This window comes from Chromatiales bacterium, from assembly GCA_014762505.1.
In the GTDB taxonomy this organism is placed as follows: domain Bacteria; phylum Pseudomonadota; class Gammaproteobacteria; order SpSt-1174; family SpSt-1174; genus SpSt-1174.
The window spans coordinates 38,640-64,234 of the sequence record JABURS010000037.1; the positions used below are offsets into that span (position 1 = coordinate 38,640).

Genomic DNA, 25,595 nt, shown 5'->3' on the forward strand with positions numbered 1-25,595 from the left:
TCCTATGCAGCCCGAGACCCGCCACACCGACCTGCCGCTGACCGACCTCAAGGTCGTGGTCACCCGCCCCGCCCACCAGGCCGATGCGCTCTGCAGCCAGATCGAGGCGGCCGGCGGCCGGGCCGTGCGCTTCCCGGTGCTGGAGATCCTGGAACCCACCGACAGCAAGCCGCTGCTGGCATTGATCGACCGCCTGCAGGACTTCGATATCGCCGTGTTCATCAGTCCCAACGCCGTGCGCAAGGCGATGAACCTGATCCGCTCGCGGCGCGACTTCCCGGAATCGACGAAAATCGCCGCAATTGGGCGCAAATCGGCGCAGGAGCTGAAGAGTTTCGGCCAGATCGCCGACATCTACCCCAAGAGCCGCTTCGACAGCGAGGCCCTGCTGGAACTGCCGGAGATGCAGGACGTGGCCGGCAAGCGGGTGGTGATCTTCCGCGGCGACGGCGGGCGCGAGATGCTGGGCGACACCCTGAAGGCGCGCGGGGCCACGGTGGAATATGCCAATGCCTATCGCCGCGGCCGCCCGGAAACGGACAACGGGGAGATCCTCTACCTCTGGTCGCGCAACGAGCTCGACGCGATTCTGGTGACCAGTTCCGAGGGCCTGCGCAACCTCTTTGATATGGTGGGCAAGCTGGGCCAGATGTGGCTGCGCAGCACGCCGCTGATCGTGGGCGGCGAGCGCATGCAGGAGACGGCCCACGAGCTCGGCTTCAAGGTCGAGCCCGTGGTCGCCGCCGACCCCAGCGACGAGGCGATGATGGAGGCGCTGCTGGACTGGGCGCGCAACCGGAATGCAGACCATGACTAACGACGACAAACACGCCAGCAACGACGCGCAGAACGGTCCGGCCGAGGAGGTCGAGGTCGAGGAGGTCGTCGCCGAGCCGGTCGACGAACCGGCCGAGCCCGCGGCGCGCGGCCGCGGCGCGATCGCCGGCGCCTGGCTCGTCGCCCTGCTGGCCCTGGCCGCCGGTGGCGGGGGCATCGGTGCCGGCTGGTGGCTCTGGCAGCAGCAGCAGGCCACCAACGCGGACCACGACGCCGCGCTGGCCGCGCTTGAGGAGCGCATCGAGCGCATCGACACCACAGACGAGGTGGCGAGCCTGCGCCGCGAGCTGGCCGAGGAGGCACAGGCCCTGCGCGCAACGACCACCGCCGCCGACCGCGAGATCGGCAACCTCAAGGACGCGGTGGGCGCCCTGCACGATGTCGCCATGCGCGACCAGCGCGGCTGGATGGTCGCCGAGATCGAGTACCTGATCGACATCGCCAACCAGCGCCTGCGCCTGGTCCGCGACCTGGACGGCGCCATCGCCGCCCTCCGCGCCGCCGACCAGCGGGTGCGCGAGCTGGGCGACCCCAAGCTGCTGCCGATACGCGAGCTGCTGGCCGACGAAATCGCCATGCTCGAGGACTTCGAACGTCCCGACCTGGTCGGCATCGCCCTGCGCCTGGATCGCATGGCCACGCACCTGAAACCCATGCCGCTGCAGCTGCCCGACCAGGAACGCGCCGAGCGCGACCTCAGCGTGGCCGTGGAGGACGGCGAGCAGAAGACCATGGCCGGCCTCGCCCGCCATGTGTGGAATGCCTTCAGCGAACACATCACCTACCGCGAATACCCGGAGCCGGTGAAGGCCCTGCCGGACACCGAGACCGAACTGCACCTCAACCAGCTGCTGCGCCTGCGCCTGGAGGCCGCGCGCCTCAGCGTGCTGCGCCAGGACGACGCGGAGTACCACCGCCAGCTGCTGGCCGCGCGCACCTGGGTGGAGGAGAAGTTCACCGGCGAGCGGGCCGCCGAACTGGCCGCCGAACTGGCCGCACTGGATGCCGTGAACCTGCGCCCCGAGCTGCCTGAACTGACCGCCTCGCTGGACAAGCTGCACGAACTCGAACGGCGTCCGGCCAGCAGTGGGGCACCGGCGGCGGCCGAACCCGAGGCCGACGCCCCATGAAGGCCCTGTTCGTCGCCCTGCTGCTGGCCCTGGCCACGGCCGTGCTCACCCATGCCTACCTCACCGAGGACGGCTTCGTCCTGTTTGCCTACGGCAACCGCAGCATCGAGATGTCGATGCAGTATTTCCTGCCGCTGGCCGCGGCCGGGCTCATCGCCCTCTACATGCTGGTGCGCTTCCTGGTGAATCTCTGGCTGCTGCCGGGCCAGCTGCGCGCCGCGAACCGCCGCCGCCTGGCCGAACGCGACCGCAAGGGCCTGCTGCGCGGCCTGATCGAACTGGCCGAGGGACGCTTCGCCCGGGCCGAACGGTTGCTGGTACGCAGCGCCCGGCGCAGCGACACCGCGCTGCTCAACTACCTGGCCGCCGCCCGCGCCGCCCAGCTGCAGAACGCCTATGACCGGCGCGACGACTACCTGAAGACCGCCATCCAGCGCGACCCGAAGGCCGACATCGCCGTCAGTCTCACCCAGGCCGAGCTGCAGCTCGCCCACAATCAGCTGGAGGCGGCACACGAGACCCTCGCCCACCTGCACCAGACCGCCCCCCGCCACGGCTACGCCCTGCGCCTGCAGGCCCGGCTCAGCCACAAGCTGCAGGACTGGCGCGGGCTGATGGAGCTGCTGCCCACCCTGCGCCAGCGCCGCATCCTCGACGCGGCCCAGCTCGAACACTACGAGGCCGCCGCGGTGGAGGCCGAACTGCTGGCCGCGGCCCATAGCGGCGACCGCACCACCCTGGTGTCGATCTGGAAACAGCTGCCGCGCGGCTCGCGCCAGCGCCCCGACCTGCTGGCCCTCTACGCCCGCGCCCTCATCGAGCTGGGCGACCACGAGGACGCCGGCCAGGCCCTCAAGGCAGCACTGATGAAGGACTGGAACGCCGAGCTGGTCCGCCTCTACGGCCAGGTGCAGTTCCCCCGTGCCGACCGCGCCCTGCGCGAGGCCGAGGGCTGGCTGCGCGGGCGCGACGAGGATCCCGACCTGCTGTTGACCCTCGGCCGCCTGGCCCTGCAGGCCGAACTCTGGGGCAAGGCCCGCGCCTACCTCGACGCCAGCCTGGGCCTCGCCCCGCAGCCCGAGACCTATTACGAACTCGCCCGGCTTTCCACCACCCTCAAGGAAGCGGAGCACGCCGACGCCTACTATCGCGCCGGCCTGGAGCTGGCCGTCACCGGGCATACCCAGGCCCCGCGCCTGAGCAGCCCGCGACGCGAGCAACTGCCGCGACCCCGCAAGGAAGACGAGGAACTGCCGGACATCCAGCCGCTCTAGGCACCCGGCGCGGCCGGTTCACCACGGCGCCCGTCGCGCACCCGGGATCCCGGGTGCGTGCCTGCCCATGCCTCAATCCCAGCTGAGTGCGCCACCGGTCTGGTACTCGGTGACCCGCGTCTCGAAAAAGTTCTTCTCCTTCCTCAGATTCGACTGCTCGTCCAGCCAGGGCAGGACGTTCTCGGCACCCGGGAACGGCTCGTCCAGGCCGAGCTGGCGGGCACGGCGATTGGCCACGAAACGGAACTGTGCGCTGTGCATGTCGGCGCTGTAGCCGAGGATCGGATCGGGCAGCAGGTAGCGTGCATAGGCCGCCTCCGCTGCCTCCGCCTCGGCCCACATCTCTTCCATGACGCGCGCCTCGGGCCGGATGTTCTCCTCCAGCATGATCTGCTTCGCCACCCGGATGCCGAAGCTCACGTGCATGACCTCATCGCGCATGATGTACTGCAGCTGCTCGGCGCTTCCCTTCATGAGCCCGCGGCGCTGCAGGGCGAAGACGGGGGTGAAGCCGTTGTAGAACCAGCAACCCTCGAACACGCCGGCAAAGAAGATGTAGGCGAGCAGGAAATCCATCAGGTCGTCGCGCCGGGTGAGATCGATGTCCGCACGCATCACCGACTCGAGGCGGCGGTTGGCGATGCGAATCTTGCCATGGATCTCCGGCACCACTCGGTAGCGGTTGTAGATCTCCTGCTGGTCCAGACCGAGGGTCTCGATGCAGTGCTGGTAGGTCCAGGTGTGCAGCGATTCCTCGTAGACCTGGCGCGCCTGGTAGATCTGCAGTTCCGGTGCACTCATCTTCTCCATCACCGCGAGGCCGATGTTGCGCATGGCCAGGATGTCGGAGGTGGTGAGATACGCGAGCACGTTCTCGTAGACGTGCCGTTCCTCCATGGTCAGACGATGGTGGTAATCGTGCACGTCGGAGGCCATGTTGATGTCGAGCGGCGTCCAGTGATTGCGATTGGCATTGATGAAGTAGTTCCACGCCCAGGGATACTTGAAGGGCGCGAGCTGGTTGATGTCCGTGAGGCCGTTGACCACGCGCTTGTCGTCGGCATTCACGGGGCGCGGGCGCGCATCGGCCTTCGCATCTCCAGGAGCCGCTTGATCCTCGGCTGAAACAGGCGGTACCCGCGCCGCGCGGCCGGTAACGGCTGCAATCGGATCGTCCCAGTTCAACATGTATGTATCTCCGTCTTTGTTTGGGGCATCACTGACATGCCTCGCAATCCGGGTCCGTGATCGAACAGGCCTTTGGCGCCTCGCCCTCGGCGGCGGGCCCGGTGGTCTTTTCCACGTGGGTCGCGCCCATGGATCGCAGGTAGTAAGTGGTCTTCAGGCCGCGCACCCAGGCGAGCTTGTACAGCGCGTCGAGCTTGCGACCCGAGGGCTCGGCCAGGTAGAGGTTGAGGGACTGGGCCTGGTCCAGCCACTTCTGCCGGCGCGCGGCGGCCTCGACCAGCCAGCGTGGATCCAGCTCGAAGGCGGTGGCATACAGCGCGCGCAGCTCTGCGGGCACGGCGTCGATGGCGGCGACCGATCCGTCGTAGTACTTGAGGTCGTTGATCATGACCTCGTCCCAGCGCCCTAGCGTCTTCAGATCGCGCACCAGGTACGGGTTGACCACGGTGAACTCGCCGGAGAGGTTCGATTTCACGAACAGGTTCTGGTAGGTGGGCTCGATGGATGGCGACACGCCGCAGATGTTGGCGATGGTGGCGGTGGGCGCGATCGCCATGGTGTTGGAATTGCGCATGCCCTGACTGCGCACGCGTTCACGCAGGGCCTCCCAGTCGAGACGCGTCTCCCGGTCCACGTCGAGATAGCCACCACGCTCGGCCGCCAGTCGCGCGATGGAATCGATGGGCAATATGCCCTGACTCCAGAGGGAGCCCTCGAAGCTCGCGTAACGTCCGCGCTCGACGGCCAGGTCGCTGGAGGCCTCGATCGCGTAGTAACTGATGGCCTCCATGGAGACGTCGGCAAACTGCACGGCCTCCTCGGAGGCATAGGGCAGGCGGGCGAGATAGAGCGCGTCCTGGAATCCCATCAGTCCCAGGCCGACCGGGCGGTGGCGCAGGTTCGAGCGGCGCGCCTGCGGCACGCTGTAGAAGTTGTAGTCGATGACGTTGTCGAGCATGCGCATGGCCGTGCGCACGGTGCGCCGCAGCTTGTCCTGATCGAGCGCGCCGTCGACCATGTGCCGCACCAGGTTGACGCTGCCGAGGTTGCACACGGCGATCTCGTGGTCCGAGGTATTCAGCGTGATCTCGGTACACAGGTTCGACGAGTGCACCACGCCCACATGGCCCTGCGGCGAACGCAGGTTGCAAGGGTCCTTGAAGGTGATCCAGGGATGCCCGGTCTCGAACAGCATGCCCAGCATCTTGCGCCACAGGTCGACGGCCTTGACCCGCTTGTGCACCCGCAGTTCGCCGCGGGCGGCCTGCGCCTCGTACTCGCGATAGCGTGCCTCGAATGCCGCGCCGTACAGGTCGTGCAGATCGGGCACCTCGTCGGGGGAGAACAGGCTCCACTCGCCCTCCTCGGCCACACGTTTCATGAACAGGTCGGGGATCCAGTTGGCGGTGTTCATGTCGTGGGTGCGGCGGCGGTCGTCGCCGGTGTTCTTGCGCAGCTCGAGAAACTCCTCGATGTCGATATGCCAGGTCTCCAGGTAGGCGCAGACCGCACCCTTGCGCTTGCCGCCCTGGTTCACGGCCACGGCCGTGTCGCTGGCGACCTTCATGAATGGCACCACACCCTGCGAGCTGCCGTTCGTGCCCTTGATATGGGCCCCCAGCCCGCGCACACGCGTCCAGTCGTTGCCCAGCCCGCCTGCGAATTTCGACAGCAGCGCGTTGTCGCGGATGGCATTGTAGATGCCCTCCAGGTCGTCGGGCACGGTGGTGAGATAGCAGGACGACAGCTGCGGCCGCAGGGTACCCGAGTTGAACAGCGTCGGCGTCGAGCACATGAAATCGAAGGACGACAGCAGCTCGTAGAACTCGATGGCTCGTGCCTCGCGGTCGATCTCGTGCATGGCCAGGCCCATGGCCACGCGCATGAAGAAGGCCTGGGGCAGTTCGAAGCGCACACCGTCGCTGTGCAGGAAATAACGGTCATAGAGCGTCTGCAGACCGAGGTAGGTGAACTGTTCGTCACGCTCGGGGCGCAGGGCCTGTCCCAGGCGGTCGACATCGAAACGGCGCAGCTCGGGATCGAGCAGCTCGCGCTCGATCCCGCGGGCCAGATAGTCCGCGAAGTACGCCGGATAGACCTCTGTCATGGCCGCGCGCGTGGCGTCGGCAGGGTGGCCGGAGAGAAACGCCAGCGCCTCGTGGCGCAGCTTGTCCAGCAGCAGGCGGGCCGCCACCTGCGAGTAGTCCGGGTCCTGCTCGATCAGCACCCGTGCACTCATCACCAGGGCATTGCCCAGGTCGGCCTCGCTCATGCCGTCGAACAGGTTACGGTGGCATTCGCATAGCAGGCGTGCCGGGTCTGCACCATCGAGTCCGTCGCAGGCCCCGGCCAGCAGGGCCTCGATCCGGGCATGGTCCACGGGGCGCACGCTGCCATCTGCCAGGCGGATGCCCAGCGCCGGTGTCCCGCCACTGGGTGGGCCATCGGCGTCCGTGGCCTGACGTTCCCGGGCACGCTGTTCGCGGTACAACACATAGGCCCGCGCCACCTTGTGGTGGCCGTTGCGCATCAGGGCCAGTTCCACCTGGTCCTGGATGTCCTCGATATGCAGGGTCGCGTTCGCCGGCAACCGCCGCAGCAGGGCATCGGCCACATCGCCCGTCAGGCCCGCAACGGTCTCGTGGATGCGTCTCGATGCCGCGGCCTGACCACCCTCCACGGCCAGGAAGGCCTTGGTCAGGGCGACACTGATCTTGCCCGCATCGAAGGCCGTGACACTGCCGTTGCGCCGTATCACCTGGGGATGGGACGAGCCGATCTCGGGTCGGGGAATGGAGTCGAGCGGGGCCGTGACAGCCGTCCGCGGGGTCGAGTCGATTTGTTCGGTGTGCATCTGCGCCTCCCAGGGTCCGTTCGGAGTCGCCGCATCGCTGCGACGGGTATCGGCGCCTCACACATGACAGCTGCGGGGGGATTGAAGGATCGGTCGTTTCCGCATTCGAGCCGGGCACGGGCCTCCAACCCCGACGCCTGTTACGCGAAGGCGAGGGTCGGGCGACCAATCGGCCGCCGGGCTCAGGCAGGTCTTCGGACTCGGGGGCATCACCTGGAACCTACGGTCGCGGCTTCCCATCCCGTGTGGACAGTGCCCGGTACGCCCTTGGCGACGTACCCTGCGACCTTCGTTCCCCCATACCGCTGCGCGTCAGTCCCGGATTCTCACCGGGTTCCCTGTTGCCTGCACCCCTAGGGATAGGGGTACAACCTGAGCTTGGGCACAAGATATAGGGGTTCTAGCCGATTCGCAAGCTCCCCGTCAGTCGCCCTCCTGGACTGGGTGCACATCGGCGAGACGGGCGAGACAGGTCTCCCGCGCCTGCTCGACAAAGGCCGCCAGGTGCGGCAAGCCGGCCTCGCCGCTGCGCATGGCGGCATGGAGGGTGGCCTGCAGACCCTGCGGTCCGAGCGGCCGGGCAAGCAGGTAGCCCCGGTCCAGTTCTTCGGCCACCGCCCAGCGTGGCAGTGCGGCCACGCCGCGTCCGCTGGCCACCAGCTGCAGCAGCATGGGGGTGAGCTCGGTCCGGCGCCATTCGGCCGGCGCAACACCCGCCGGGGTCAGAAAGCGCGACCAGATGTCCAGATACTCGGCCGCGACCGGATACGTCACCAGCATCTCGTCGCGCAGGTCCTGCGGACGTACGTGAGCCACCGCGGCGAGTCGGTGACGGGGTGATATCACCAGCACGTTCTCGTAGCGAAACAAGGGGCGGTAGGTCACATCCCGTCGCAGCTGCGGATCGGCGGTGATGGCCAGATCGATGTCGCCCCGCGCCAGCGCCGACAGGGTGGCATCAGGGAACGACAGGGTAAGATCCACCTCGATCTGCGGGTGATCGGCCTGGTAACGGTCGAGCGTGGGCATCAGCCAGTCGAAGCAGGCGTGGCATTCCAGGGCCAGGTAGAGGCGCCCGGCATTGCCGCTGGCCAGCCGCTCGAGGGCCTGGTGTGCAGCACGCACCCGGGGCAGCAGCTCATCGGCCAGCGTCAGCAGCCGCTGGCCGGCCTCGGTGAAGACCAGCGGACGGCTGTTGCGCGTGAACAACGGCAGGCCGAGCTGGTGTTCCAGCGCCTTGAGCTGGTGCGAGAGGGCCGATTGGGTGAGGTGCAGCCGCTCGGCCGCCGCCACGAGGCTGCCGGCCTCGCGCAGCACGACGAGGGTACGCAGGTGCCGCAACTCCACCGGGTTATGAATAGGATTCATGAATAACTGAAAAATATGAAATGGATTCCATGAAAGTATCCCGCCAGACTGCCCCCCACGACAAGTCATGCAACCAGGGGATCTGGCATGGACACGAAACGCATCACGACACACAACCTGGGCTATCCGCGCATCGGCGCACGGCGCGAACTCAAGTTCGCGCTCGAGGACTACTGGCGCGGCGAGCTGGACGCGGCCGGACTGGAGGCCGCGGGGCGCGCGCTGCGCGAACGCCACTGGCGGGAACAGCGTGCGGCGGGCATGGATTGGGTACCGGTGGGCGACTTCTCTCTCTACGACCACGTTGCCGACACCACCCTCTTGCTGGGCGCTGCCCCGGCACGCTTCGGTGCGGAGGCGAACCCGCTCGAGGGCTACTTCCGCATGGCCCGCGGCCGCGCCCACGCCGATGATCCCGGGACCACGCCTGCCCTGGAGATGACCAAGTGGTTCGACACCAACTACCACTACCTGGTCCCGGAGCTGCACAGCGGGCAGTCGTTCCGCCTGCACGGCGAGCGCCTGTTCGCCCAGGTGCGCGAGGCACAGGCGCTGGGACTGGGCGCCAAGCCGGTGATCCTGGGGCCGCTCACCTGGCTCTGGCTCGGCAAGATGGCCGACGACGGCGACCGCCTCGCCCTGCTCGACGCCCTGCTGCCCGTCTACGGCGAGCTGCTGTCCGAACTCGCACGACTGGGATGCAGCTGGGTGCAGATCGACGAACCCATCCTGGTGCTCGACCTGCCGCCAGCCTGGAAGCAGGCCTTCGAGACCACCTACCACCGGTTGCAGACCCCCGGCCTGAAGTCCCTGCTCACCACCTATTTCGGCGACCTCGGCGACAACACGGCACTGGCCTGCCGATTGCCCGTGGATGGACTGCACGTCGACCTGGCCCGCGCGCCCGACCAGCTGACGCGCGTGCTCGACCACCTGCCGGCCTACAGGCAACTGTCGCTCGGGGTGGTCGACGGCCGCAACGTGTGGCGCTGCGACCTGGAGGCTGCCCGCGCGCGGATCGGCGAGACGCTGGCGCGACGCCCGCAGGGTCTCTGGCTCGCTCCGAGCTGTTCCCTGCTGCACGTCCCGCAGGACCTCGATCAAGAACCGGAACTGGACGGGGAACTGCGCACCTGGCTCGCCTTTGCGCGCCAGAAGCTCGACGAGGTGGGCCTGCTGGCGCGCCTGGCGAGCACCCCTGAACCCGCGCCGGCCGATGCCGCTGCCCTGCACCAGGGCACGGCAGCCTTCGCGGCGCGCCTCGCCTCGCCGCGCATCCATCGCCCCGAGGTGACCGAGCGCCTGGCCTCGCTGCCGGCGGACATCGACCGGCGCAGACACCCCTTCGCCGTTCGCAAGCGCGCACAACAGGCGCGGCTGGGGCTGCCTCTGCTGCCCACCACCACCATCGGCTCCTTCCCGCAGACGGCCGGGATCCGCCGCACCCGGCAGGCCTTCAAACAGGGACGGATCAGCAAGGCGGACTACGAGACCGCCATGCAGGCGAGCATCCGCGAGGCGGTCGAGCGACAGGAGGCGCTGGGCCTGGACGTGCTGGTACACGGGGAGCCCGAACGCAACGACATGGTGGAGTACTTCGGCGAGCAGCTGGAGGGCTATGCCTTCACGCGCCACGGCTGGGTGCAGTCCTATGGCTCGCGCTGCGTCAAACCACCCATCATCTATGGCGACGTGCTGCGGCCGGCCGCGATGACGGTGGCCTGGTCACACTATGCCCACTCGCTCACCGACCACCCCATGAAAGGGATGCTCACGGGACCGGTGACCATGCTGCAATGGTCCTTCGTGCGCGACGATCAGCCGCGCGCACGCACCTGCGAGCAGATCGCCCTGGCCCTGCGCGACGAGGTATGCGACCTGGAGGCCGCCGGCATCGGCATCATCCAGATCGACGAGCCGGCCCTGCGCGAAGGCCTGCCGCTGCGTCGGCAGGACTGGGCATCCTACCTGGACTGGGCGGTGCGCTGCTTTCGCATCACGGCCTCCGGGGTGGCGGACGACACCCAGATCCACACCCACATGTGCTACGCCGAATTCAACGACATCATCGAGGCCATCGCCGCCCTGGATGCGGACGTGATCACCATCGAGGCCTCGCGTTCGGACATGGCCCTGCTGGAGGCCTTCGAGGACTTCGCCTACCCCAACGACATCGGGCCCGGCGTCTATGACATCCACACGCCCAACGTGCCAACCGTGGACGAAATCCGCGTGCGACTGGAAAAGGCCCTGGCCCGGATCCCGGCCGAGCGGCTGTGGGTCAACCCGGACTGCGGGCTCAAGACCCGCGGCTGGCCCGAGGTGGAGGCGGCGCTGCGCGCCATGGTGACGGCCACCAATGCCCTGCGCGGGGCGCTTGGGGACGCGGGACGCCAGCGTACCGCCTGATGCCGGTGCCGGCGCGGCAGGGCGTCAGCCGCCCTGCTTCGCGTCGGCGCTGTAGTCGAAGGAGTCGTAGTAGAGCTGTTCATCGGGCAGGCCGCGTTCGCCGAAGGCGGCGCGGGCGGCCTGGATCATGGGCGGGGGGCCGGCCATGTAGACGTCGAAGCCCGCGAGGTCGGGATGATCGGCGACCACGGCCTCGTGCACGAAACCGCTGCGTCCCTCCCAGGCGTCATCGGCCCCGGGTTCGGAGAGCACGGGCACGTAGCTGATGTTTGCATGCGCGTCGGCCCAGTCCTGCGCGAGGTCGTTGAGGTACAGGTCTTCCCTCGCGCGCGCGCCCCAGTAGAGGATCATGGGCCGGGTGTCGCCGTGGGCGATGGCATGTTCGATGATGCCCTTGATGGGGGCGAAGCCGGTGCCGCCGGCCACCAGGATCACCGGGCGCTCGGAATCCTCGCGCAGGAAGAAACTGCCCAGCGGGCCCTCGATGCGCAGCAGGGCCTTTTCCTTCATCTCGTTGAAGACGTGATCGGTGAAGTCGCCGCCCGGCACGTGACGCAGGTGCAGCTCCAGGTACTCGTCCTGGTGCGGGGCGTTGGCCAGCGAGAAGCTGCGGCGGCGACCGTCCTTGAGCAGGATGTCGATGTACTGGCCGGCGAGGAACTGCAGGCGCTCGGTGGCCGGCAGCTTGAGGCGCATCTCCATCACGTCGTGGTTGAGCCGGTTGAGCCCGATCACCCGCACCGGCAGGGTCTTGATCACGATGTCCTTCGCCGCACCGATCTCGCGCACCTCGATCTCGAGGTCGGAGAGCGGCAGGGCCTGGCAGAACAGCGCCTTGCCCTCGGCGATCTCCTTCTCGTTGATGGCCGGCGGCTTCACCGCACCGTAGTCCACCTCTCCCTGCAGGAGCCGGCCCAGGCAGGACCCGCAGGCGCCGTTGCGACAGCCGTAGGGCAGCGCATAGCCCTGGCGCAGCGCGGCGTCGAGGACGGTCTCGTCGTCTTCGCAGGTGAACTGGTGGCCGCTTGGTTGTATGGTGACGATGAAGCTCATGCCGGACCCTTGTCGTGAAGAAACGGGGGCCGGGGATTTTCGCCTATTTCCTGAGGGATAAAAACCCGTGCGCACTGTGCTTATCATCGGTTGCGGCGACATCGGCCGCCGCGTGGCCCACAGGCATCTCCGTCACGGGGACTACGTGACCGGGTTGGTACGCAGCCAGGCGAGTGCGGAGCGACTCGCAGCCGAGGGCATCCTGCCCCTGGTCATGGACCTCGACAGCGACGAATCCCCCCTGCCCGAGGCCGAGCTCGTCTATCACTTTGCCCCGCCGCCCGGCAGCGGCGAGCAGGATACCCGCACCCAGCGCCTGCTCACACGGCTGCCGGCGCCCGTGCATCTCGTCTACATCAGCACCTCGGGGGTGTATGGCGACCACCAGGGCGCCTGGGTGGACGAGAACACGCCACCCAACCCGCAGACCGACCGCGCCCGCCGCCGGCTGGATGCGGAACGCCGACTGCTGGCCTGGGGCCGGCAGGAGGCCGTGCCGGTGGTGATCCTGCGCGTGGGGGGCATCTACGGCCCCGGCCGGCTGCCCATCGACCGGCTCGACCAGGTGACGGTGATCTGCCCCGACGAGGCGCCCTATTCCAACCGCATCCACGCCGACGACCTCGCCGCCGTCTGCGTCGCGGCGGCCGAGCATGGCGAGCCCGGCGGGATCTACAACGTGGCGGACGACGAGCCGGGCACGATGACCGAGTATTTCTACCAGGTGGCGGATGCCGTGGGCAGGCCGCGCCCGCCCTGTGTCTCCCTGCAGGAGGCACCGGCACACCTGAGCCCGGGGATGCTGTCCTATGTGCGCGAGTCGCGGCGCATGCGCACCGATAAGATGAAGACGCTGGGCATCCACCTCCGATACCCCGGCCTGAAGGATGGACTGGCCGCCAGCCTGGACGACCCCGACACCTGAGTGCGCGCCAGGCCCGGGGCCGGTTCAGCGCCGAGCGTCGCCCGGCTGCCAGCGCTGCCAGGACAGGCTGATCTCCTCCGCCGGCACGGGCGGACTGTAGAGATACCCCTGGGCGATGTCGCAGCCTTCGCGCAGGAGGAACTCGCGCTGCGATGCCTCCTCCACCCCCTCGGCCACCGTTTCCAGGTCCAGGCTGCGCGCGAGACTGATGATGGCGCGGCTGATGGCCTCGCTGTTGCCGTCGCGGCCGATGTCGCGCACGAAGGACTGGTCGATCTTCATGCGATCCAGCGGCAGGTGCTTGAGGTAACTCAAGCTGGAATAGCCCGTGCCGAAGTCGTCGATGGCCAGCTGGATACCCAGGTCACGGAAACCGGACAGCGCCGCCGTCGCCCGTTCCGGCTCGCGCATGATGATGGACTCGGTGACCTCCAGCTCCAGTGACGAGGGTTCCAGGCCGGTGTCGTCCAGCACGCCGCGCACCAGGGGAATCAGCGTGCGGCGCTCGATCTGCTGCACCGAGAGGTTCACCGCCACGCGTGGCACCACCACGCCAGCGGCCTGCCAGGCGCGCATCTGCCGACAGGCCTCTTGCAGCACCCAGGCGCCGAGCTCGCCGATGATACCGATCTCCTCGGCCAGCGGAATGAAGCGCGCGGGCGACACCAGCCCGAGCTCCGGGTGCTGCCAGCGTACCAGGGCCTCCACCCCGACCAGCCGGTTGGCGGCCAGGTCGATCTGCGGCTGGTAGTGGAGCAGCAGTTCGTTGCGTGCCACCACCCCGCGCAGGGCGCGTTCCAGGCTGAGACGGTCGGCCAGCCCTTCGGTAAGCGCCGGCGTGTACAACCGATGGGCATTGCGCCCGGCACTCTTCACCTCGTAGAGCGCGGCCTCGGCATGCTGCAGCAGTTCATCCGGGGCGACACCGTCGTCCGGGTAGAGACTGATGCCCATGCTCAACGTGGTGATGAGTTCCTGCTCGCCGATGTGGATCGGCTCGACGAAACGCCGCTGGATGCGGTTGGCCAGGGTGACGGCACGATGCCGGCTGGCATTGTCCTCCATCAGCAGGACGAAGCTGTCGCCACCGGCACGCGCCAGGGTGTCACCCCGCTGGACCAGTCGCGAGAGACGATCGGCCACGGCTCGCAGGACGGCGTCGCCGACCGGATGACCGAGACCGTCGTTGATCAGCTTGAAGCGGTCGACGTCGATGAACATCACGCCGACCCGGCCGTCCTCGCGTCGCGCACGGCCGACGGCCTGTTCCAGCCGCTCGCGCAGGAGTTCGCGGTTGGGCAGGCGGGTGAGCGGGTCGTAATGCGTGAGAAAACGCACCTGCTCGGCCTGCTGGTGCTGCTCGGTGAGGTCGTTCCAGGAGCCGACGATCTCGGCCACCGTCGTCCCCTCTCCCGGCAGGAAGCGCATCTCGTCGCGCACCACGCGGATCTGTCCCTGCGCATCGCGGATGCGGTATTCCTGGGTGAGCTGCCCGCGATCCGGCAGTACCGCGAGGTTGCCCAGTACGGCCTCGCGGTCCTCGGGATGCAGGCTGCGGGTCCAGTCGTCCTCGGCGACGAAACGTCCCGGTTCGAAGCCGAACACGCGTCGCACGTTGTCACTCACCCAGCGCGGCCGCACGCGACCATTCGCATACTCGAGCTGGTAGAGCACCACGGGGCTGGCGGTGAGGAGGTGATCGAAGCGCTGGGTGGCGGTACGCAGATCGCGCGTGCGCACCGCCACCTGCCAGCGCAGCAGCAGGGTGATGGCGACGAACAGCAGCACCAGACCGAGGCCGGCAACCAGGAGTCGCGGCACCCAGGCCGGCAGCACCGGGGTCTGTGCCGGCACCATCGCCTCCTTGAGGGCGGCGTAGTAGGGAGAGTCCTCGTCCAGGCGCCAGTCGCTCAGGCGGGCATCGATACGCGCGAGCATCCCGCCGTGTCGGCCGCGGGTGGAGGCGTAGTAGAGGCTGGCCGGATTGAAGACCAGCGGTGTCTCGCGCAGGCCGTATTCGCGTGCGTGGCGTGCGGCAAAGAAGCTGTTGGTGACCACCGCATCGGCCTCGCCGTCACGCACGGCGGCGAAGGCATCGGCAAAGCGTGGGTAGATGAGCGGTGTGTAGGCCGTACCGATCGCGTGCATGGCACGCGACAGGCCCTCGTTCTGCACCGCCCCCTCGAGCAGGGCCACGCGCAGGCCATCGAGATCGGCGAAGGCGGTGAGCGGTGCGTCGGCGTGCGTGAGCACCACCGACCAGCTGTAGGTGACGGGCTGCTGGTGAAAATCGAAGCGTTCGGCACGTTCGGGGGTGATGGCCACATCCGGCATCAGGTCCAGCTCGCCCGCGGCCAGCTGTTCCAGGCAGTCGTTCCACTCGCAGCGCCGGTAGCGCAGCTGCCAGCCCTCTTCCCGGGCAATGGCGTTCAGCACATCGATGAAGAGGCCATCCGGATTGCCCTGCCCATCGACGTATACCTTGGGTGGGTTGTCGTACACCCCCACGTCGAGAACGGGTGGCGCCGCCCATGCGGGCGGGCCGAGGGCGAGGGCGGCGCCTAGCAGCAGCGCGCCACCCCGCGAGGTGGTGGTTTTCATGATCATCCCTGGTCTGGATATACCACAATCCCGAGGGGGTTGGTCAATTATTCCCCGGACACCAGATACGGGCGGGCGCTACGCCCATGGCCTGCAGCATGGCCTTGCCACGCACGGTGAGGTCACTGGTGAACAGGAACTGCTGCCGGGCATCCAGCGGATAGGCCTTGAGCCGGTAATGGGTATAACCGGGGCTTTCCTGCACGATGACGATGACCGGTCGATCGAGTTGCAGATAGGGGCTGCTCAGGGCCACGTCATGCAGGGCATGCCGCACTGCCGCGGCATCGTGGTCGGGCTCCAGATAGAAATCCGCCACGCACATCAGCGTGGCACCGCCGTCGTTGGCATTGTGGATCAGGTCGGTCCAGATCTTCTGATGGGGGATGCACACCGTCGTGTCGTCCGGGGTGACGATCTCCACGGTGCGCATGCCAACGTGGCGCACCTCGCCATAGGCCCCATCCACCTCGATCCAGTCGCCCTGGCGGTAGGGGAACTCGTGCAGGACCACCACCCCGGCGATGAGACTGCTGACGTAGTCCTTCAGCGCAAAACCGATGGCCAGCCCGGCCGCGCCCAGCACCGCCACCATGTTCTGCAGCGTCGGCTCGATGATGCGCGGCACGATCAGGACCAGGGTGACCAGGATGATGACCAGCCGCAGCAGCGGCACGCTGGCCAGCAGGTACAGGCGACGCTTGCCATGCAGCTTGTTGCCCACCCATGGCAGCACCCGCCCGAGCACCACGATCAGGAATACGGCCGCGGCGACCAGCAGGGCGATCTCGACCAGGGCCTCGGTGCGGATGGCCTGGAAGATCTGGGTGAACTTATCCGTCTCGTTCATGCGGACCTCAGAAGGCATCGACCAGGTAGCCACGCCCGCGCAGGAACTCCCTGGCGGCCGCATAGCCCAGGGGGGCCACACGATGGCGTCCGCCCGCCTGTTCCACCAGCCCCAGCTGCACGAGGCGGGCGACCACCGCGGCGAGCTGGCCATGGGAGAGCGGCAGCAAACGCTCGAGGGTGGCCAGATCCAGGCCGTTGTGCAGCAACAGGGCATGCAGCACGAAGGCGAGGTCGTCGCCGGTCTCCACCGGCATCACCGGGGCGCGCCCGCTGGACCACCAGACGGTGTCCGCCTCGTCCTTCCGGTCCTCGGTCTGCTCCACCGCCCCGGCCTCCTCGGGATCGGGCTCGGTACGCAGGTGTGTGCGCCAGTAGGTCCAGGCCACGCCCAGATTGCCGCGACAATGTGCGGCCAGGCGCCGCAGCTCGGCGCTCGCGGCCTGTGCCTTCTCGGCCTCCTCGGACGACGCATCCGGCCAGGGCAGGATGTCCTCGCCGGTATGGGCGTTGCGCACGCGCAGGTGCCGCCCGCCACGGTGGGCCAGTTGCAGAAAACAGGCCGACAGGCGCTCGCCATCGAAGGCCTGCAGGGTGTAGACCTCGGGCTGCGGGATGACCCAGACCCGCTGCAGAAAGGCCCAGGCCCAGCTGTCGCAGGCGACGAGGCCACGCCCGAGCCGGCCCGCGGTCAGGGCCTCGAGCAGGCGGCGCACCAGGGTGAGACCCTGCGGGTGACGCAGGTAACAGCGCTCCAGCGACGGCAGCAGCCAGCCCTCGGCATCCCGCGGCCAGTCATCCAGCCAGCTGGTATCTCCGGCCAGGATCTGTTCGGTCGTGGGCGGCTCGATCACCGGCCAGTTGCGGTGCCCGGCCCAGCGGCCCAGGGCCTCGGCCACCCCGCCGCCCGGCGGCCCCACGAAGAAGCGCACCGGGGGCGTGTCGCCATGCAGCCAGTCCGTCAGGGCCTCGTCCAGGGCGGCATGTGCACTGCCCCAGTCCACCGGCGGGACCAGGTGCTCCAGGCGCACCTCGGGCAGGGCGCGCAGGTCCTTCTCGGCCCGCGCCGGCGCCTGGGCGCTGGCATCGTCGCTGCGCAGCAGGCGCCAGAAGTCGCGCAGCTTGCGGCTGGCAACCTGCTGGGCGGGTTCGGCCGGCAGGCGAAATTCGGCCAGGGGCACGATCTGCCACAGTTGATCGGCGGACGCGTCTGCAGCGGGGGTGCTCATTTCGGCTTATCCAGTCCATCGAGCCAACTGGTCAATACCCGATCCTCTCCATCGCCGGATGGCGCACAACCCCGGTGACGGCATTCGATGGCCAGTTCGCGCAGGCGATAACGTGTTTCCCTCGCCAGTGCATCCAGTTCGGCAAGCAGCCCGGGGTCTTCTCTGAGCACCTCGAGCCACTCGACGGCATCGACCAGGCGCAGACCAGCGCGGTCCAGGGTTCTCTGCATCGCAGCGAGGCGCTCGGCAACACGTTGCTGGGCGGGCGTTTCACGCGTCGCGCTGGCCTCCAGGCCTGACTCAATCGCCGCCAGCAGCTCGCCCAGTTCCTTCACCACGCGCTCAGGGCCTGTCTGTGCCGTGGCGTCGCGGCTCACCGGGCAATGCCGCAAGGCATCGATCAGCACCTTGACCACGCGCGCATCGTATTTTTCCGGCTGCCCCTTGAGTATCGCCGCCAGACTTTCCCCGTTGCCGCGATCACAGACCGCCACAGCCATCTCCGCCACCGCGAGAATGCGGCCCGGCAGGTCCAGTTGCTCGGCACGGCGACCACGAGGGTAACCACTGCCATCGAGCCGCTCATGATGCTCGAGAACGGCGCGGCTCACCACGGGATCGTACTCGGGAAACCCGCTGAGCAGCATGTGGGCGATTACCGGATGCGCCCTCACCTGTCGCTCCTCGCCAGGTGTCAGGGCACGCTTGAGACTGAAGATGTCCGGATCGATATGCAGCTCCCCGATGTCGTGCAACAACCCGGCTGTTGCCAGCTCGATACCCAGGGCCGCAGATTCCGGGCCCGCTGCTTCGGCGAGGGCTGCGGCGCAGAGCGACACACGCACGGCATGGCGGTAATGACCCGGCAGACGTTCTCGCATCACCGAGAGCTTGTTGGCCATGGCCGGGATCAATGTCATCCTTCCAAGATGGCGCTCGGGCGCACCCGGATCGCGCAGGACGCGGACCAGGGCCGCCACCAGTGCATCTTCACGCAGGAGCTCACGCGCCGTGGCGATGAGATCCCCGGGGTGAAGACAGTTCTCGATGGCAATGCTGTGATCCAGCGGACGAAGCAGCCTGTGCCGGGTCAGCTGCGCAAACACGCGAGGTTCGATACGGCGATCACGCGCGATCAGCTTGAGCCCGGATTCGCTCAGGATATCTTCGCGTGCACGTACGTCGTGGGTACGGCCCAACTCCGTGACATGGCGAGCATAGACCTCGTCCGGATCGGGCATGCCGTGCGGCTCCCGGTCGTCTCTGCACTCACTGGTCAGCATGAGGCAAGATGCTCCGACTCAGTCCTTGGTGTAGTAGACGCCGGGGATCCAGCTCTTCTTGATCTTCCGGGTCTTCTCGATGTCGACGAGCTGGTCACCGACGAACTTGAATCCGTGCAGGCCGAAGCGCAGCTGGTCGTCGTGTCTCAGCCGCTGGGTAGCGACCTTCTCCTCGTTGATGAAGGAGCCGTTGGTACTGTCGAGATCGCGCAGCTGGTAGCCGTCGCTCTCCTCCTCGCCGAGGCGCTCGATCACGGCGTGTCGCCCGCTCACCAGCGGATCGTCGATGTGGATGTCGTTGTCCGGTGCGCGGCCGATGGTGGTCACCGCCTGGTCGAGCGAGAACCTGTGGGTGGCGACGCCATCGGTCATGAGGATGAGTAGGGCCATGCGGGGTTCCTCGGCTGTCCGTTATGCCCAGTGATAGAGCTGGATAAGGGCAAGATAACGCAAGCCCTTGCCGACCGCCATCGCCAGGGCGGCCAGCAGCGGGTTGATGCGCAGCCAGCCGGCGGCCACGCACAGGGCATCGCCGATCAACGGCGCGAAGGCGAACACGAGTACCGGCCAGCCCCGGCGCTGCAGCAGGACCAGGGCCTGGCGTCGACGGGGATGACGCAGCACGGCCTCTCGACCGAGCCGGCTGACGGCAAGACCCAGCAGCCAGGAGCTCATGCCGCCCAGGGTATTTCCCAGCGTGGCGAGCAACAGGATGAGGGCCGGATCGACACCGGTATCCAGCGCCGCCAGCACGGTGACCTCCGAGGCGCCGGGCAGCAGCGTGGCCGAGAGAAAGGCGCTGACGAAGACCGCCAGCGGCGCGCTGCCGGTGTCGAGTGGATTCAATGCGCGGGTTCGAAGCTGCCGTGCTGCAGCATGACGATGGTGCAGGCCTCCTCGTAGGGGATGTGGGCATCCTCCAGGCGCTTGAGCAGGTTGGCGTCCTCGGTGCCCGGGTTGATGATCACCCGTCCGGGCCGCGCCTGGATGATGTCGTCGATCAGCGGCTGCACCCGTGCCGGCCCGATGTAGAGCGTGAGGGTGTCGATGGGCCGGTCGATGTCCGCCAGACGATGCGCCACGTCGATGCCCTCGATCTTCTCGGCATGGTGATGCACGGGGATGACGTCGTAGCCCTTCTCGCGCAGCAGGCGCAGGGCCCGGTTGGAATAGCGGTGTGGCTTGGGGCTCGCGCCCATGACGACAACGGTATGTGCCATGACAAACCTCCCTGGTCGTTTGGTTAATGTGCCGGAACGGCGCCGAGCAGGTCTTCGCGTGCCGCCTGCCGCCACGCCGCTGCGGTGACCTGCCAGTCACCGTCGCGCAGCTGCCAGGCGAGGTCAAGCCGGTGTACGTCGGCCCGCAGCATGAAGGCATTGGCCTCGTTGATCGGCTGGGCGGCCATGGCCACGAACAGGGTGCTGCTCGCCTCGGTCTCCTGCACCCGGATCGCGTCCACCCGCACCAGCAGGTGCACCGACTGATAGCGCAGGAACAGTCCACGCAGGTAGTTGCGCAGGTCCTCCGGCCTGTGGCCACGCTCGTCGCGGTAGTCGGGCGCGACGAAGGCCATCACGTCACCGGTGTCGCGCGCCTCGGCCGCCTGCTCGGCCTCGGCGATCAGGCCGCGGATCACTTCCTCGGGCGTGGGCTCGGCGCCACAGCCGGCCAGCAGCCCGGCCAGGGACAGCCCCAGCAGGGTCGCGGCCATGCCGCGCATCACTGCCCCCGGGCCCACTCGCGGAAGGCGGCGGAACGCCCGAAGGCTTGGTAGCCGTCCAGCGAGGCCAGCTGCTCGACGTCGAATTCGTAGGCGAAACGCTGCTCCAGCACCTCGAGGTCGGTCACGGCGGCCTCGAAGCGTCCCTGGTTGACGTTGGCCTGCAGGCGCGTCCAGTAGGGTTCCTCGTAGTCGGCATCGCCGTCGATGGCGCGCTGCGCCCAGGTGAGCGCCTTGGCATCGTCCTCGGCCAGCAGATAGATGTTGGCCCGCATGCCATCGATGGCGGCATCGCCACCGGTGTAACGGTTGAGGTTGTCCAGGGCCTCGTGGGCACGCGCCCACTCGCCGTTGTAGAGGTAGTGGTCGACCAGCAGCAGGGCCATCTCGGGGCGATCGCCGAACTGCTGCGCGGCCGCCGCCAGGGCCTCGCGATAGGCCTGCTCGTCGCCGCTGCTGTTGGCGTTGAACACGCGCAGCAGGACCATGATGCGCGAGTCGCGCACCTTCGGCGTGAGTTTCTCGTAGCCCGCCAGCCATTCGTCGAAGCGACGCTCGCGCTGCAGGCGCGCGAGCTCGAGGAACTGACTCACCGTCTTGTCGTCGGCCTTGTTGATGCCGAAGACGCGCTCCAGGGCCCCGCGGTCCAGCGGCAACGCCACCAGCAGGGCCTGGCGCACGGCTTCGCTGTAGGTCTGGGCGCTGGCGTGGTCGTACCAGTCGACGATCCGCAGCTCGCCGCCCTGTTCCAGGGTCTCGAGCTCCATGTAGTTCAGTCCCTCGTCACCCAGGTCGACGCGGTACAGCAGGGCCAGGTTGCCGTTGCGCTCGCGCGCGCGCAGGTACTTGAAGGCGTAGTCGTCGCTCATGCGCTGCAGCACCGCCTCGCCGACCTGCGACAGGCCCTGGCGCATGCCGTCACGCACCTGCTCGAGCTCCCGGCTCTCGGGCAGGCCGTTCAAAACGCGCGCCAGGAAGCGCTCCTGGTCGAAGGCCCGGTTGAACAGCGCCGTTTCGCCGGCATTGAGGCCGGCCTCGAGCTCGCGCGCAAACTGTTCGTGTCCCGCGGTGTCCTGCTGGCCGGCGGCTGCCGGACTGGACAGCACGAGGCCGCTACCGGTATCGGCGTGCAGGGTGGCCAGCGGCAGGGCCGCAAGCAGCACGGCGGTGAGTACGAGGTGACGCATCGGGTCTCTCCCTGATGAAGTGAAGTCAGGCAGCCCGCCTCATGGCTGGCTGCGTTTGCTGTTGAGCCACTGGATCACGGTCTTCCACTGCTCGCGGTCGACCTGGGTGGCGGCCGGCCCGAGCTCGAAGATGCCGAGCCCGCGTTCCGCGGCACGGATGTAGTTCATGCTGTCGCGCAGGTGGCCGACCACCGGCACCTTGAGCTTGCCGAGAAAGGCCTCCAGCTCGTGGTAGATGTTGGTGTACTCGCGCACCCGGTTGGCGACCAGCGCGATCTTCGCCTGTTTCTTCGTGACGCGTGCGCTGCCCTTGATGGTCTCGACGAAGGCCGCGGCCGCGCGCATGTCGATGGGCGAGGGCAGCACCGGGATCAGGATGGTCTCGGCCTTGCGCAGCAGGTTGGCGAGGTCGCGCCCGTGCACCGCAGCCGGCGGGTCCATGATGACGATCTCGGTATCGCGCGTCGGGCGCAACGTGCCCTTCCACGCCGCCATCCCCTGGATGTGTGGCCGGCCCTTGGAACGGGCCTTGAGCCAGTCCAGGCTCGAACCCTGCGGGTCGTAATCGGCCAGCATCACCTGCTTGCCCTTGCTCGCGTAGTAGCTGGCGAGGTTGGTGGCGAGCGTGGTCTTGCCGGACCCGCCCTTGGCGTTCAGGACCATGATATGGCGCATGCGACTCCCTCCTTCGTTTCAGGACAACACCATGAGCTTAGCCGCCGACCGGCGACTGCGCGCGAGCTGTCGGGGGAGCGCTGGCCGGCGACGTGTCAGTCGATGCCGAGCGTCTCCCAGATGGCGTCGACGCGGGCCTTCACGTCGGCGTCCATCACGATGGGTCTGCCCCATTCACGATCCGTCTCGCCCGGCCACTTGTTGGTGGCGTCCAGCCCCATCTTGGAGCCCAGGCCCGAGACCGGTGAGGCGAAGTCGAGGTAATCGATGGGCGTGTTCTCCACCAGCACCGTGTCGCGCGCGGGGTCCATGCGCGTGGTGATGGCCCAGATCACGTCCTGCCAGTCGCGCGTGTTGACGTCTTCGTCGACCACGATAACGAACTTGGTATACATGAACTGGCGCAGGAAGGACCATACGCCCATCATCACGCGCTTGGCGTGACCGGGGTATTGTTTGCGCATGCTCACCACCGCGAGCCGATAAGAACAGCCCTCCGGCGGCAGATAGAAATCGGTGATCTCCGGAAACTGCTTCTGCAGGATGGGCACGAACACTTCGTTGAGCGCCACGCCGAGGATGGCGGGCTCGTCCGGCGGGCGGCCGGTGTAGGTGCTGTGGTAGATCGGCTCCCTGCGCTGGGTGATGCGCTCGATGGTGAACACGGGAAACGCATCCACCTCGTTGTAGTAGCCGGTGTGATCGCCGAAGGGCCCCTCGGGGGCCATGTCGTCCGGGTGGATCACGCCCTCCAGTACGATCTCGGCCGAGGCCGGGACCAGCAGGTCGTTGCCCACGCATTTCACCAGCTCGGTGCGTGAGCCGCGCAACAGGCCGGCGAAGGCATGCTCGGAGAGGCTGTCGGGCACCGGGGTGACGGCGCCGAGGATGGTGGCCGGGTCGGCACCCAGCGCTACCGAGATCGGGAATGGCTCTCCCGGGTGTTCCTGCTGCCAGTCGCGAAAGTCCAGCGCGCCGCCACGATGCGAGAGCCAGCGCATGATCACGCGGTTCTTGCCGATCACCTGCTGGCGGTAGATGCCCATGTTCTGCCGCGACTTCAGCGGCCCCTTCGTCACCACCAGTCCCCAGGTGATGAGCGGACCGGCATCGCCGGGCCAGCAGGTCTGCACCGGGATGCGGCCGAGGTCCACGTCATCGCCCTCGATCACCACCTCCTGGCAGGGCGCCTTCTTCACCGTCTTCGGCGCCATGTCCAGCACCTTCTTGAAGATCGGCAGCGTCTTCCAGGCCTCCTTCATGCCCCTGGGCGGATCGGGTTCCTTGAGGAAGGCGAGCAGCCTGCCGACCTCGCGCAGGGCCTCCACCGAGTCCTCGCCCATGCCCAGGGCGACACGCCGCGGCGTGCCGAAGAGGTTGCCGAGCACGGGCATGTCATGGCCCTTGGGGTTCTCGAACAGCAGCGCCGGACCGCCCGCGCGCAGGGTACGGTCGCAGATCTCGGTCATCTCCAGCCTCGGATCGACCTCGGCGGTGATGCGCTTCAGTTCGCCCTGCTTCTCGAGCAGCTCGATGAAGTCGCGCAGGTCACGGTATTTCATGACATCGCCCTAGAGGTCGAACTCGGCCACGGCCGGGGCGTGGTCGGAGGGGCGTTCGAGGCGGCGGGGCGCAATATCGATGTAACTGCCCGTGCACTTCTCGGCCAGGGGCCTGCTCGCCAGCACCAGGTCGATACGCAGGCCGGCGTTGCGGCGAAAGCCGGCGGCGCGGTAGTCCCACCAGCTGAAGGTGTTCGCCTCCTGCTCGAAGCGGCGGAAGGTGTCGACGAAGCCCAGGTCCAGAATCTTCTGCAGCGCCTGGCGTTCCGGTGTGGAACAGAGGATCTTCTCGTGCCAGCGCACGGGATCGTGCACGTCCGCATCAGTGGGGGCGATGTTGAAGTCGCCCATCACCACGTAGCGCTCGTGGTGCTGCATGTCCTGCGCGATGTAGTCGGTGACGCGCTGCAGCCAGTCGAGCTTGTAGGCGAATTTCTCCGACCCCACCTCCTGGCCGTTGACCACGTAGAGGTTGAGCACCCGCACGCCGTCGATCGTCGCCCCGAGGATGCGCCGCTGCGGATCGTCGAGATGGGGCACGTCGGTGATGACGTCCTCGATCGGCGTGCGGCTCAGTACAGCCACGCCGTTGTAGGTCTTCTGCCCGGCGTAGGCGACCTCGTAACCGGCCGCGCGGATCTCCTCGACGGGAAAGGCGTCGTCGGTGAGCTTGGTCTCCTGGATGCCCAGCACGTCAGGCCTGGTCTCGGCCAGCCAGTCCAGCACCTGGGGCAGGCGCACGCGCAGGGAATTGACGTTCCAGCTTGCGATCTTCATGACGTTTTTGTGTTCTTGTCGTTTGTTGCTACCCGGTCGACTGTTGCCCGACCGGCCGGGTCCTCACTCGCCCAGGCTCAGGCCGAAGAAGCGCTGGCGCATGCGCCGCTCGTGGCGCCTGCCGCCCAGCCAGATACCGAGCAGGAACAGGAGCACCGTGGCTGCGCCGAACAGACCGAGCAGGGCCGGGTCGTTGAGCAGGCGATGGATCACGTTGCGCCTCGCGGCGCGGTAGCCCGCCAGCTCGGTCTCCAGCGCGTTGATGCTCTGATTGGCGGCCTCCAGGCTCTCCCGCAGGCGAGTGTGCACGGCATCGGTGTCGGCGTACTCGGCACGCAGCTCCTCGATGCGTGCCTCGGCCGCCAGCCGTGCCGCCTCGGTTTCGGCGACGATGAGTGCGGCCGGCTTGTCCTTGACGAGGAAGGCCGCCTTCACCCAGCCGGTAACACCATCGGCGGTGGTCACGCGGGCGAAGTTTCCCCGCCGCTCCACCACCTCCAGGGCATCGCCGCTGGCGAGCATCTTCAGCCGCTGGCCACTCGCCTGTTCGCCGGCGAACAGGCCCAGGCGCAGCTGGTCGGTGACATAGACGGTCTCGGCCATGACGGGAGCCGCCAGTAACAGGCCGATGACGAACAGGCTGGCAAGTAGGCGTGTCTTCATCTGCATTC

At 67.7% G+C, this 25,595-nt stretch carries 22 protein-coding genes and 1 riboswitch; of the genes, 5 read left to right on the forward strand and 17 right to left on the reverse strand.

Annotated elements, in window-relative coordinates:
- Positions 1-4: 4 nt before the first annotated feature.
- From HUJ28_08325 to HUJ28_08335, 3 genes are read left to right on the forward strand one after another with little or no spacing between them, the layout of a single operon-like run.
- Positions 5-817 carry a uroporphyrinogen-III synthase gene (locus HUJ28_08325; protein MBD3619465.1) on the forward strand — a complete coding sequence of 271 codons (813 nt, stop codon included), beginning with the start codon at positions 5-7 and terminating at the stop codon, positions 815-817.
- Positions 810-1,967 (forward strand): uroporphyrinogen-III C-methyltransferase, encoded by a 1,158-nt coding sequence (locus tag HUJ28_08330; GenBank protein ID MBD3619466.1) that lies wholly within the window; start codon positions 810-812, stop codon positions 1,965-1,967. The genes HUJ28_08325 and HUJ28_08330 overlap by 8 nt, the downstream gene beginning before the upstream one ends.
- Positions 1,964-3,241: a heme biosynthesis protein HemY gene (locus HUJ28_08335; protein ID MBD3619467.1), complete on the forward strand. Its 1,278-nt coding sequence runs from the start codon at positions 1,964-1,966 to the stop codon at positions 3,239-3,241. Before HUJ28_08330 ends, HUJ28_08335 begins: the two co-directional genes overlap by 4 nt.
- A gap of 72 nt (positions 3,242-3,313) precedes the next feature.
- On the opposite strand, the gene HUJ28_08340 is transcribed toward HUJ28_08335, so the two are convergent.
- The 3 genes from HUJ28_08340 to HUJ28_08350 form a co-directional block, all read right to left on the reverse strand.
- The gene (locus tag HUJ28_08340; GenBank protein MBD3619468.1) at positions 3,314-4,429 is read right to left on the reverse strand and encodes a ribonucleotide-diphosphate reductase subunit beta; all 1,116 of its coding nucleotides are present in this window, start codon (positions 4,427-4,429) and stop codon (positions 3,314-3,316) included.
- 28 nt (positions 4,430-4,457) lie between these two features.
- A complete protein-coding gene (locus HUJ28_08345; GenBank protein MBD3619469.1) occupies positions 4,458-7,283 on the reverse strand; it encodes a ribonucleoside-diphosphate reductase subunit alpha in 2,826 nt (941 codons plus the stop codon).
- Positions 7,284-7,450: 167 nt separating this feature from the next.
- Positions 7,451-7,674, reverse strand: a riboswitch (cobalamin riboswitch).
- Positions 7,675-7,706: 32 nt separating this feature from the next.
- The gene (locus HUJ28_08350) at positions 7,707-8,651 is read right to left on the reverse strand and encodes a LysR family transcriptional regulator (GenBank protein ID MBD3619470.1); all 945 of its coding nucleotides are present in this window, start codon (positions 8,649-8,651) and stop codon (positions 7,707-7,709) included.
- Positions 8,652-8,738: 87 nt separating this feature from the next.
- Here HUJ28_08350 and metE point away from each other — a divergent pair, with 87 nt between their 5' ends.
- Positions 8,739-11,060 (forward strand): 5-methyltetrahydropteroyltriglutamate--homocysteine S-methyltransferase, encoded by a 2,322-nt coding sequence (gene metE, locus HUJ28_08355; GenBank protein MBD3619471.1) that lies wholly within the window; start codon positions 8,739-8,741, stop codon positions 11,058-11,060.
- A 24-nt stretch (positions 11,061-11,084) separates the two neighbouring features.
- Here the strand turns inward: metE and HUJ28_08360 are convergent, their stop codons facing one another.
- Complete coding sequence (locus HUJ28_08360; GenBank protein ID MBD3619472.1) at positions 11,085-12,113, reverse strand: CDP-6-deoxy-delta-3,4-glucoseen reductase; 1,029 nt, start codon at positions 12,111-12,113, stop codon at positions 11,085-11,087.
- Positions 12,114-12,180: 67 nt separating this feature from the next.
- Between HUJ28_08360 and HUJ28_08365 the strand changes: the two genes are divergently transcribed.
- Complete coding sequence (locus tag HUJ28_08365) at positions 12,181-13,038, forward strand: SDR family oxidoreductase (GenBank protein MBD3619473.1); 858 nt, start codon at positions 12,181-12,183, stop codon at positions 13,036-13,038.
- A 24-nt stretch (positions 13,039-13,062) separates the two neighbouring features.
- On the opposite strand, the gene HUJ28_08370 is transcribed toward HUJ28_08365, so the two are convergent.
- The 13 genes from HUJ28_08370 to HUJ28_08430 form a co-directional block, all read right to left on the reverse strand.
- Complete coding sequence (locus tag HUJ28_08370) at positions 13,063-15,639, reverse strand: EAL domain-containing protein (GenBank protein ID MBD3619474.1); 2,577 nt, start codon at positions 15,637-15,639, stop codon at positions 13,063-13,065.
- 43 nt (positions 15,640-15,682) lie between these two features.
- Positions 15,683-16,489: a mechanosensitive ion channel gene (locus tag HUJ28_08375; GenBank protein ID MBD3619475.1), complete on the reverse strand. Its 807-nt coding sequence runs from the start codon at positions 16,487-16,489 to the stop codon at positions 15,683-15,685.
- 7 nt (positions 16,490-16,496) lie between these two features.
- Positions 16,497-17,717 (reverse strand): MarR family transcriptional regulator, encoded by a 1,221-nt coding sequence (locus tag HUJ28_08380; protein MBD3619476.1) that lies wholly within the window; start codon positions 17,715-17,717, stop codon positions 16,497-16,499.
- Positions 17,714-19,000 (reverse strand): HD domain-containing protein, encoded by a 1,287-nt coding sequence (locus tag HUJ28_08385; protein MBD3619477.1) that lies wholly within the window; start codon positions 18,998-19,000, stop codon positions 17,714-17,716. The genes HUJ28_08380 and HUJ28_08385 overlap by 4 nt, the downstream gene beginning before the upstream one ends.
- Before the next feature lie 18 nt (positions 19,001-19,018).
- A complete protein-coding gene (locus tag HUJ28_08390; GenBank protein MBD3619478.1) occupies positions 19,019-19,390 on the reverse strand; it encodes an FHA domain-containing protein in 372 nt (123 codons plus the stop codon).
- A 21-nt stretch (positions 19,391-19,411) separates the two neighbouring features.
- The gene (locus HUJ28_08395) at positions 19,412-19,846 is read right to left on the reverse strand and encodes a DedA family protein (protein MBD3619479.1); all 435 of its coding nucleotides are present in this window, start codon (positions 19,844-19,846) and stop codon (positions 19,412-19,414) included.
- The gene (locus HUJ28_08400; protein MBD3619480.1) at positions 19,843-20,220 is read right to left on the reverse strand and encodes a CoA-binding protein; all 378 of its coding nucleotides are present in this window, start codon (positions 20,218-20,220) and stop codon (positions 19,843-19,845) included. The genes HUJ28_08395 and HUJ28_08400 overlap by 4 nt, the downstream gene beginning before the upstream one ends.
- 23 nt (positions 20,221-20,243) lie before the next feature.
- Positions 20,244-20,723 (reverse strand): hypothetical protein, encoded by a 480-nt coding sequence (locus HUJ28_08405; protein MBD3619481.1) that lies wholly within the window; start codon positions 20,721-20,723, stop codon positions 20,244-20,246.
- Positions 20,723-21,910: a hypothetical protein gene (locus HUJ28_08410; GenBank protein MBD3619482.1), complete on the reverse strand. Its 1,188-nt coding sequence runs from the start codon at positions 21,908-21,910 to the stop codon at positions 20,723-20,725. The genes HUJ28_08405 and HUJ28_08410 overlap by 1 nt, the downstream gene beginning before the upstream one ends.
- 39 nt (positions 21,911-21,949) lie before the next feature.
- A complete protein-coding gene (locus HUJ28_08415) occupies positions 21,950-22,585 on the reverse strand; it encodes an AAA family ATPase (GenBank protein MBD3619483.1) in 636 nt (211 codons plus the stop codon).
- A 95-nt stretch (positions 22,586-22,680) separates the two neighbouring features.
- Positions 22,681-24,147, reverse strand: coding sequence for a 4-hydroxy-3-polyprenylbenzoate decarboxylase (gene ubiD, locus HUJ28_08420; protein ID MBD3619484.1), 1,467 nt, complete (start codon positions 24,145-24,147; stop codon positions 22,681-22,683).
- 9 nt (positions 24,148-24,156) lie between these two features.
- The gene (xth, locus tag HUJ28_08425) at positions 24,157-24,924 is read right to left on the reverse strand and encodes an exodeoxyribonuclease III (protein MBD3619485.1); all 768 of its coding nucleotides are present in this window, start codon (positions 24,922-24,924) and stop codon (positions 24,157-24,159) included.
- A gap of 63 nt (positions 24,925-24,987) precedes the next feature.
- Positions 24,988-25,587, reverse strand: coding sequence for a TIGR04211 family SH3 domain-containing protein (locus tag HUJ28_08430; protein MBD3619486.1), 600 nt, complete (start codon positions 25,585-25,587; stop codon positions 24,988-24,990).
- Positions 25,588-25,595 lie beyond the last annotated feature (8 nt).

Excerpts from the sequence above, each read along its gene's own strand:
- xth (MBD3619485.1), bottom strand. The coding sequence starts at position 24,924 with ATGAAGATCGCAAGCTGGAACGTCAATTCCCTGCGCGTGCGCCTGCCC.
- HUJ28_08370 (MBD3619474.1), bottom strand. The coding sequence starts at position 15,639 with ATGAAAACCACCACCTCGCGGGGTGGCGCGCTGCTGCTAGGCGCCGCC.
- HUJ28_08430 (MBD3619486.1), bottom strand. The coding sequence starts at position 25,587 with ATGAAGACACGCCTACTTGCCAGCCTGTTCGTCATCGGCCTGTTACTG.
- HUJ28_08360 (MBD3619472.1), bottom strand. The coding sequence starts at position 12,113 with ATGAGCTTCATCGTCACCATACAACCAAGCGGCCACCAGTTCACCTGC.
- ubiD (MBD3619484.1), bottom strand. The coding sequence starts at position 24,147 with ATGAAATACCGTGACCTGCGCGACTTCATCGAGCTGCTCGAGAAGCAG.
- HUJ28_08345 (MBD3619469.1), bottom strand. The coding sequence starts at position 7,283 with ATGCACACCGAACAAATCGACTCGACCCCGCGGACGGCTGTCACGGCC.
- HUJ28_08390 (MBD3619478.1), bottom strand. The coding sequence starts at position 19,390 with ATGGCCCTACTCATCCTCATGACCGATGGCGTCGCCACCCACAGGTTC.
- HUJ28_08325 (MBD3619465.1), top strand. The coding sequence starts at position 5 with ATGCAGCCCGAGACCCGCCACACCGACCTGCCGCTGACCGACCTCAAG.
- HUJ28_08340 (MBD3619468.1), bottom strand. The coding sequence starts at position 4,429 with ATGTTGAACTGGGACGATCCGATTGCAGCCGTTACCGGCCGCGCGGCG.
- HUJ28_08330 (MBD3619466.1), top strand. The coding sequence starts at position 810 with ATGACTAACGACGACAAACACGCCAGCAACGACGCGCAGAACGGTCCG.
- HUJ28_08385 (MBD3619477.1), bottom strand. The coding sequence starts at position 19,000 with ATGCTGACCAGTGAGTGCAGAGACGACCGGGAGCCGCACGGCATGCCC.
- HUJ28_08350 (MBD3619470.1), bottom strand. The coding sequence starts at position 8,651 with ATGAATCCTATTCATAACCCGGTGGAGTTGCGGCACCTGCGTACCCTC.
- HUJ28_08375 (MBD3619475.1), bottom strand. The coding sequence starts at position 16,489 with ATGAACGAGACGGATAAGTTCACCCAGATCTTCCAGGCCATCCGCACC.
- HUJ28_08410 (MBD3619482.1), bottom strand. The coding sequence starts at position 21,910 with ATGCGTCACCTCGTACTCACCGCCGTGCTGCTTGCGGCCCTGCCGCTG.
- HUJ28_08405 (MBD3619481.1), bottom strand. The coding sequence starts at position 20,723 with ATGCGCGGCATGGCCGCGACCCTGCTGGGGCTGTCCCTGGCCGGGCTG.
- HUJ28_08380 (MBD3619476.1), bottom strand. The coding sequence starts at position 17,717 with ATGAGCACCCCCGCTGCAGACGCGTCCGCCGATCAACTGTGGCAGATC.
- metE (MBD3619471.1), top strand. The coding sequence starts at position 8,739 with ATGGACACGAAACGCATCACGACACACAACCTGGGCTATCCGCGCATC.
- HUJ28_08415 (MBD3619483.1), bottom strand. The coding sequence starts at position 22,585 with ATGCGCCATATCATGGTCCTGAACGCCAAGGGCGGGTCCGGCAAGACC.
- HUJ28_08335 (MBD3619467.1), top strand. The coding sequence starts at position 1,964 with ATGAAGGCCCTGTTCGTCGCCCTGCTGCTGGCCCTGGCCACGGCCGTG.
- HUJ28_08400 (MBD3619480.1), bottom strand. The coding sequence starts at position 20,220 with ATGGCACATACCGTTGTCGTCATGGGCGCGAGCCCCAAGCCACACCGC.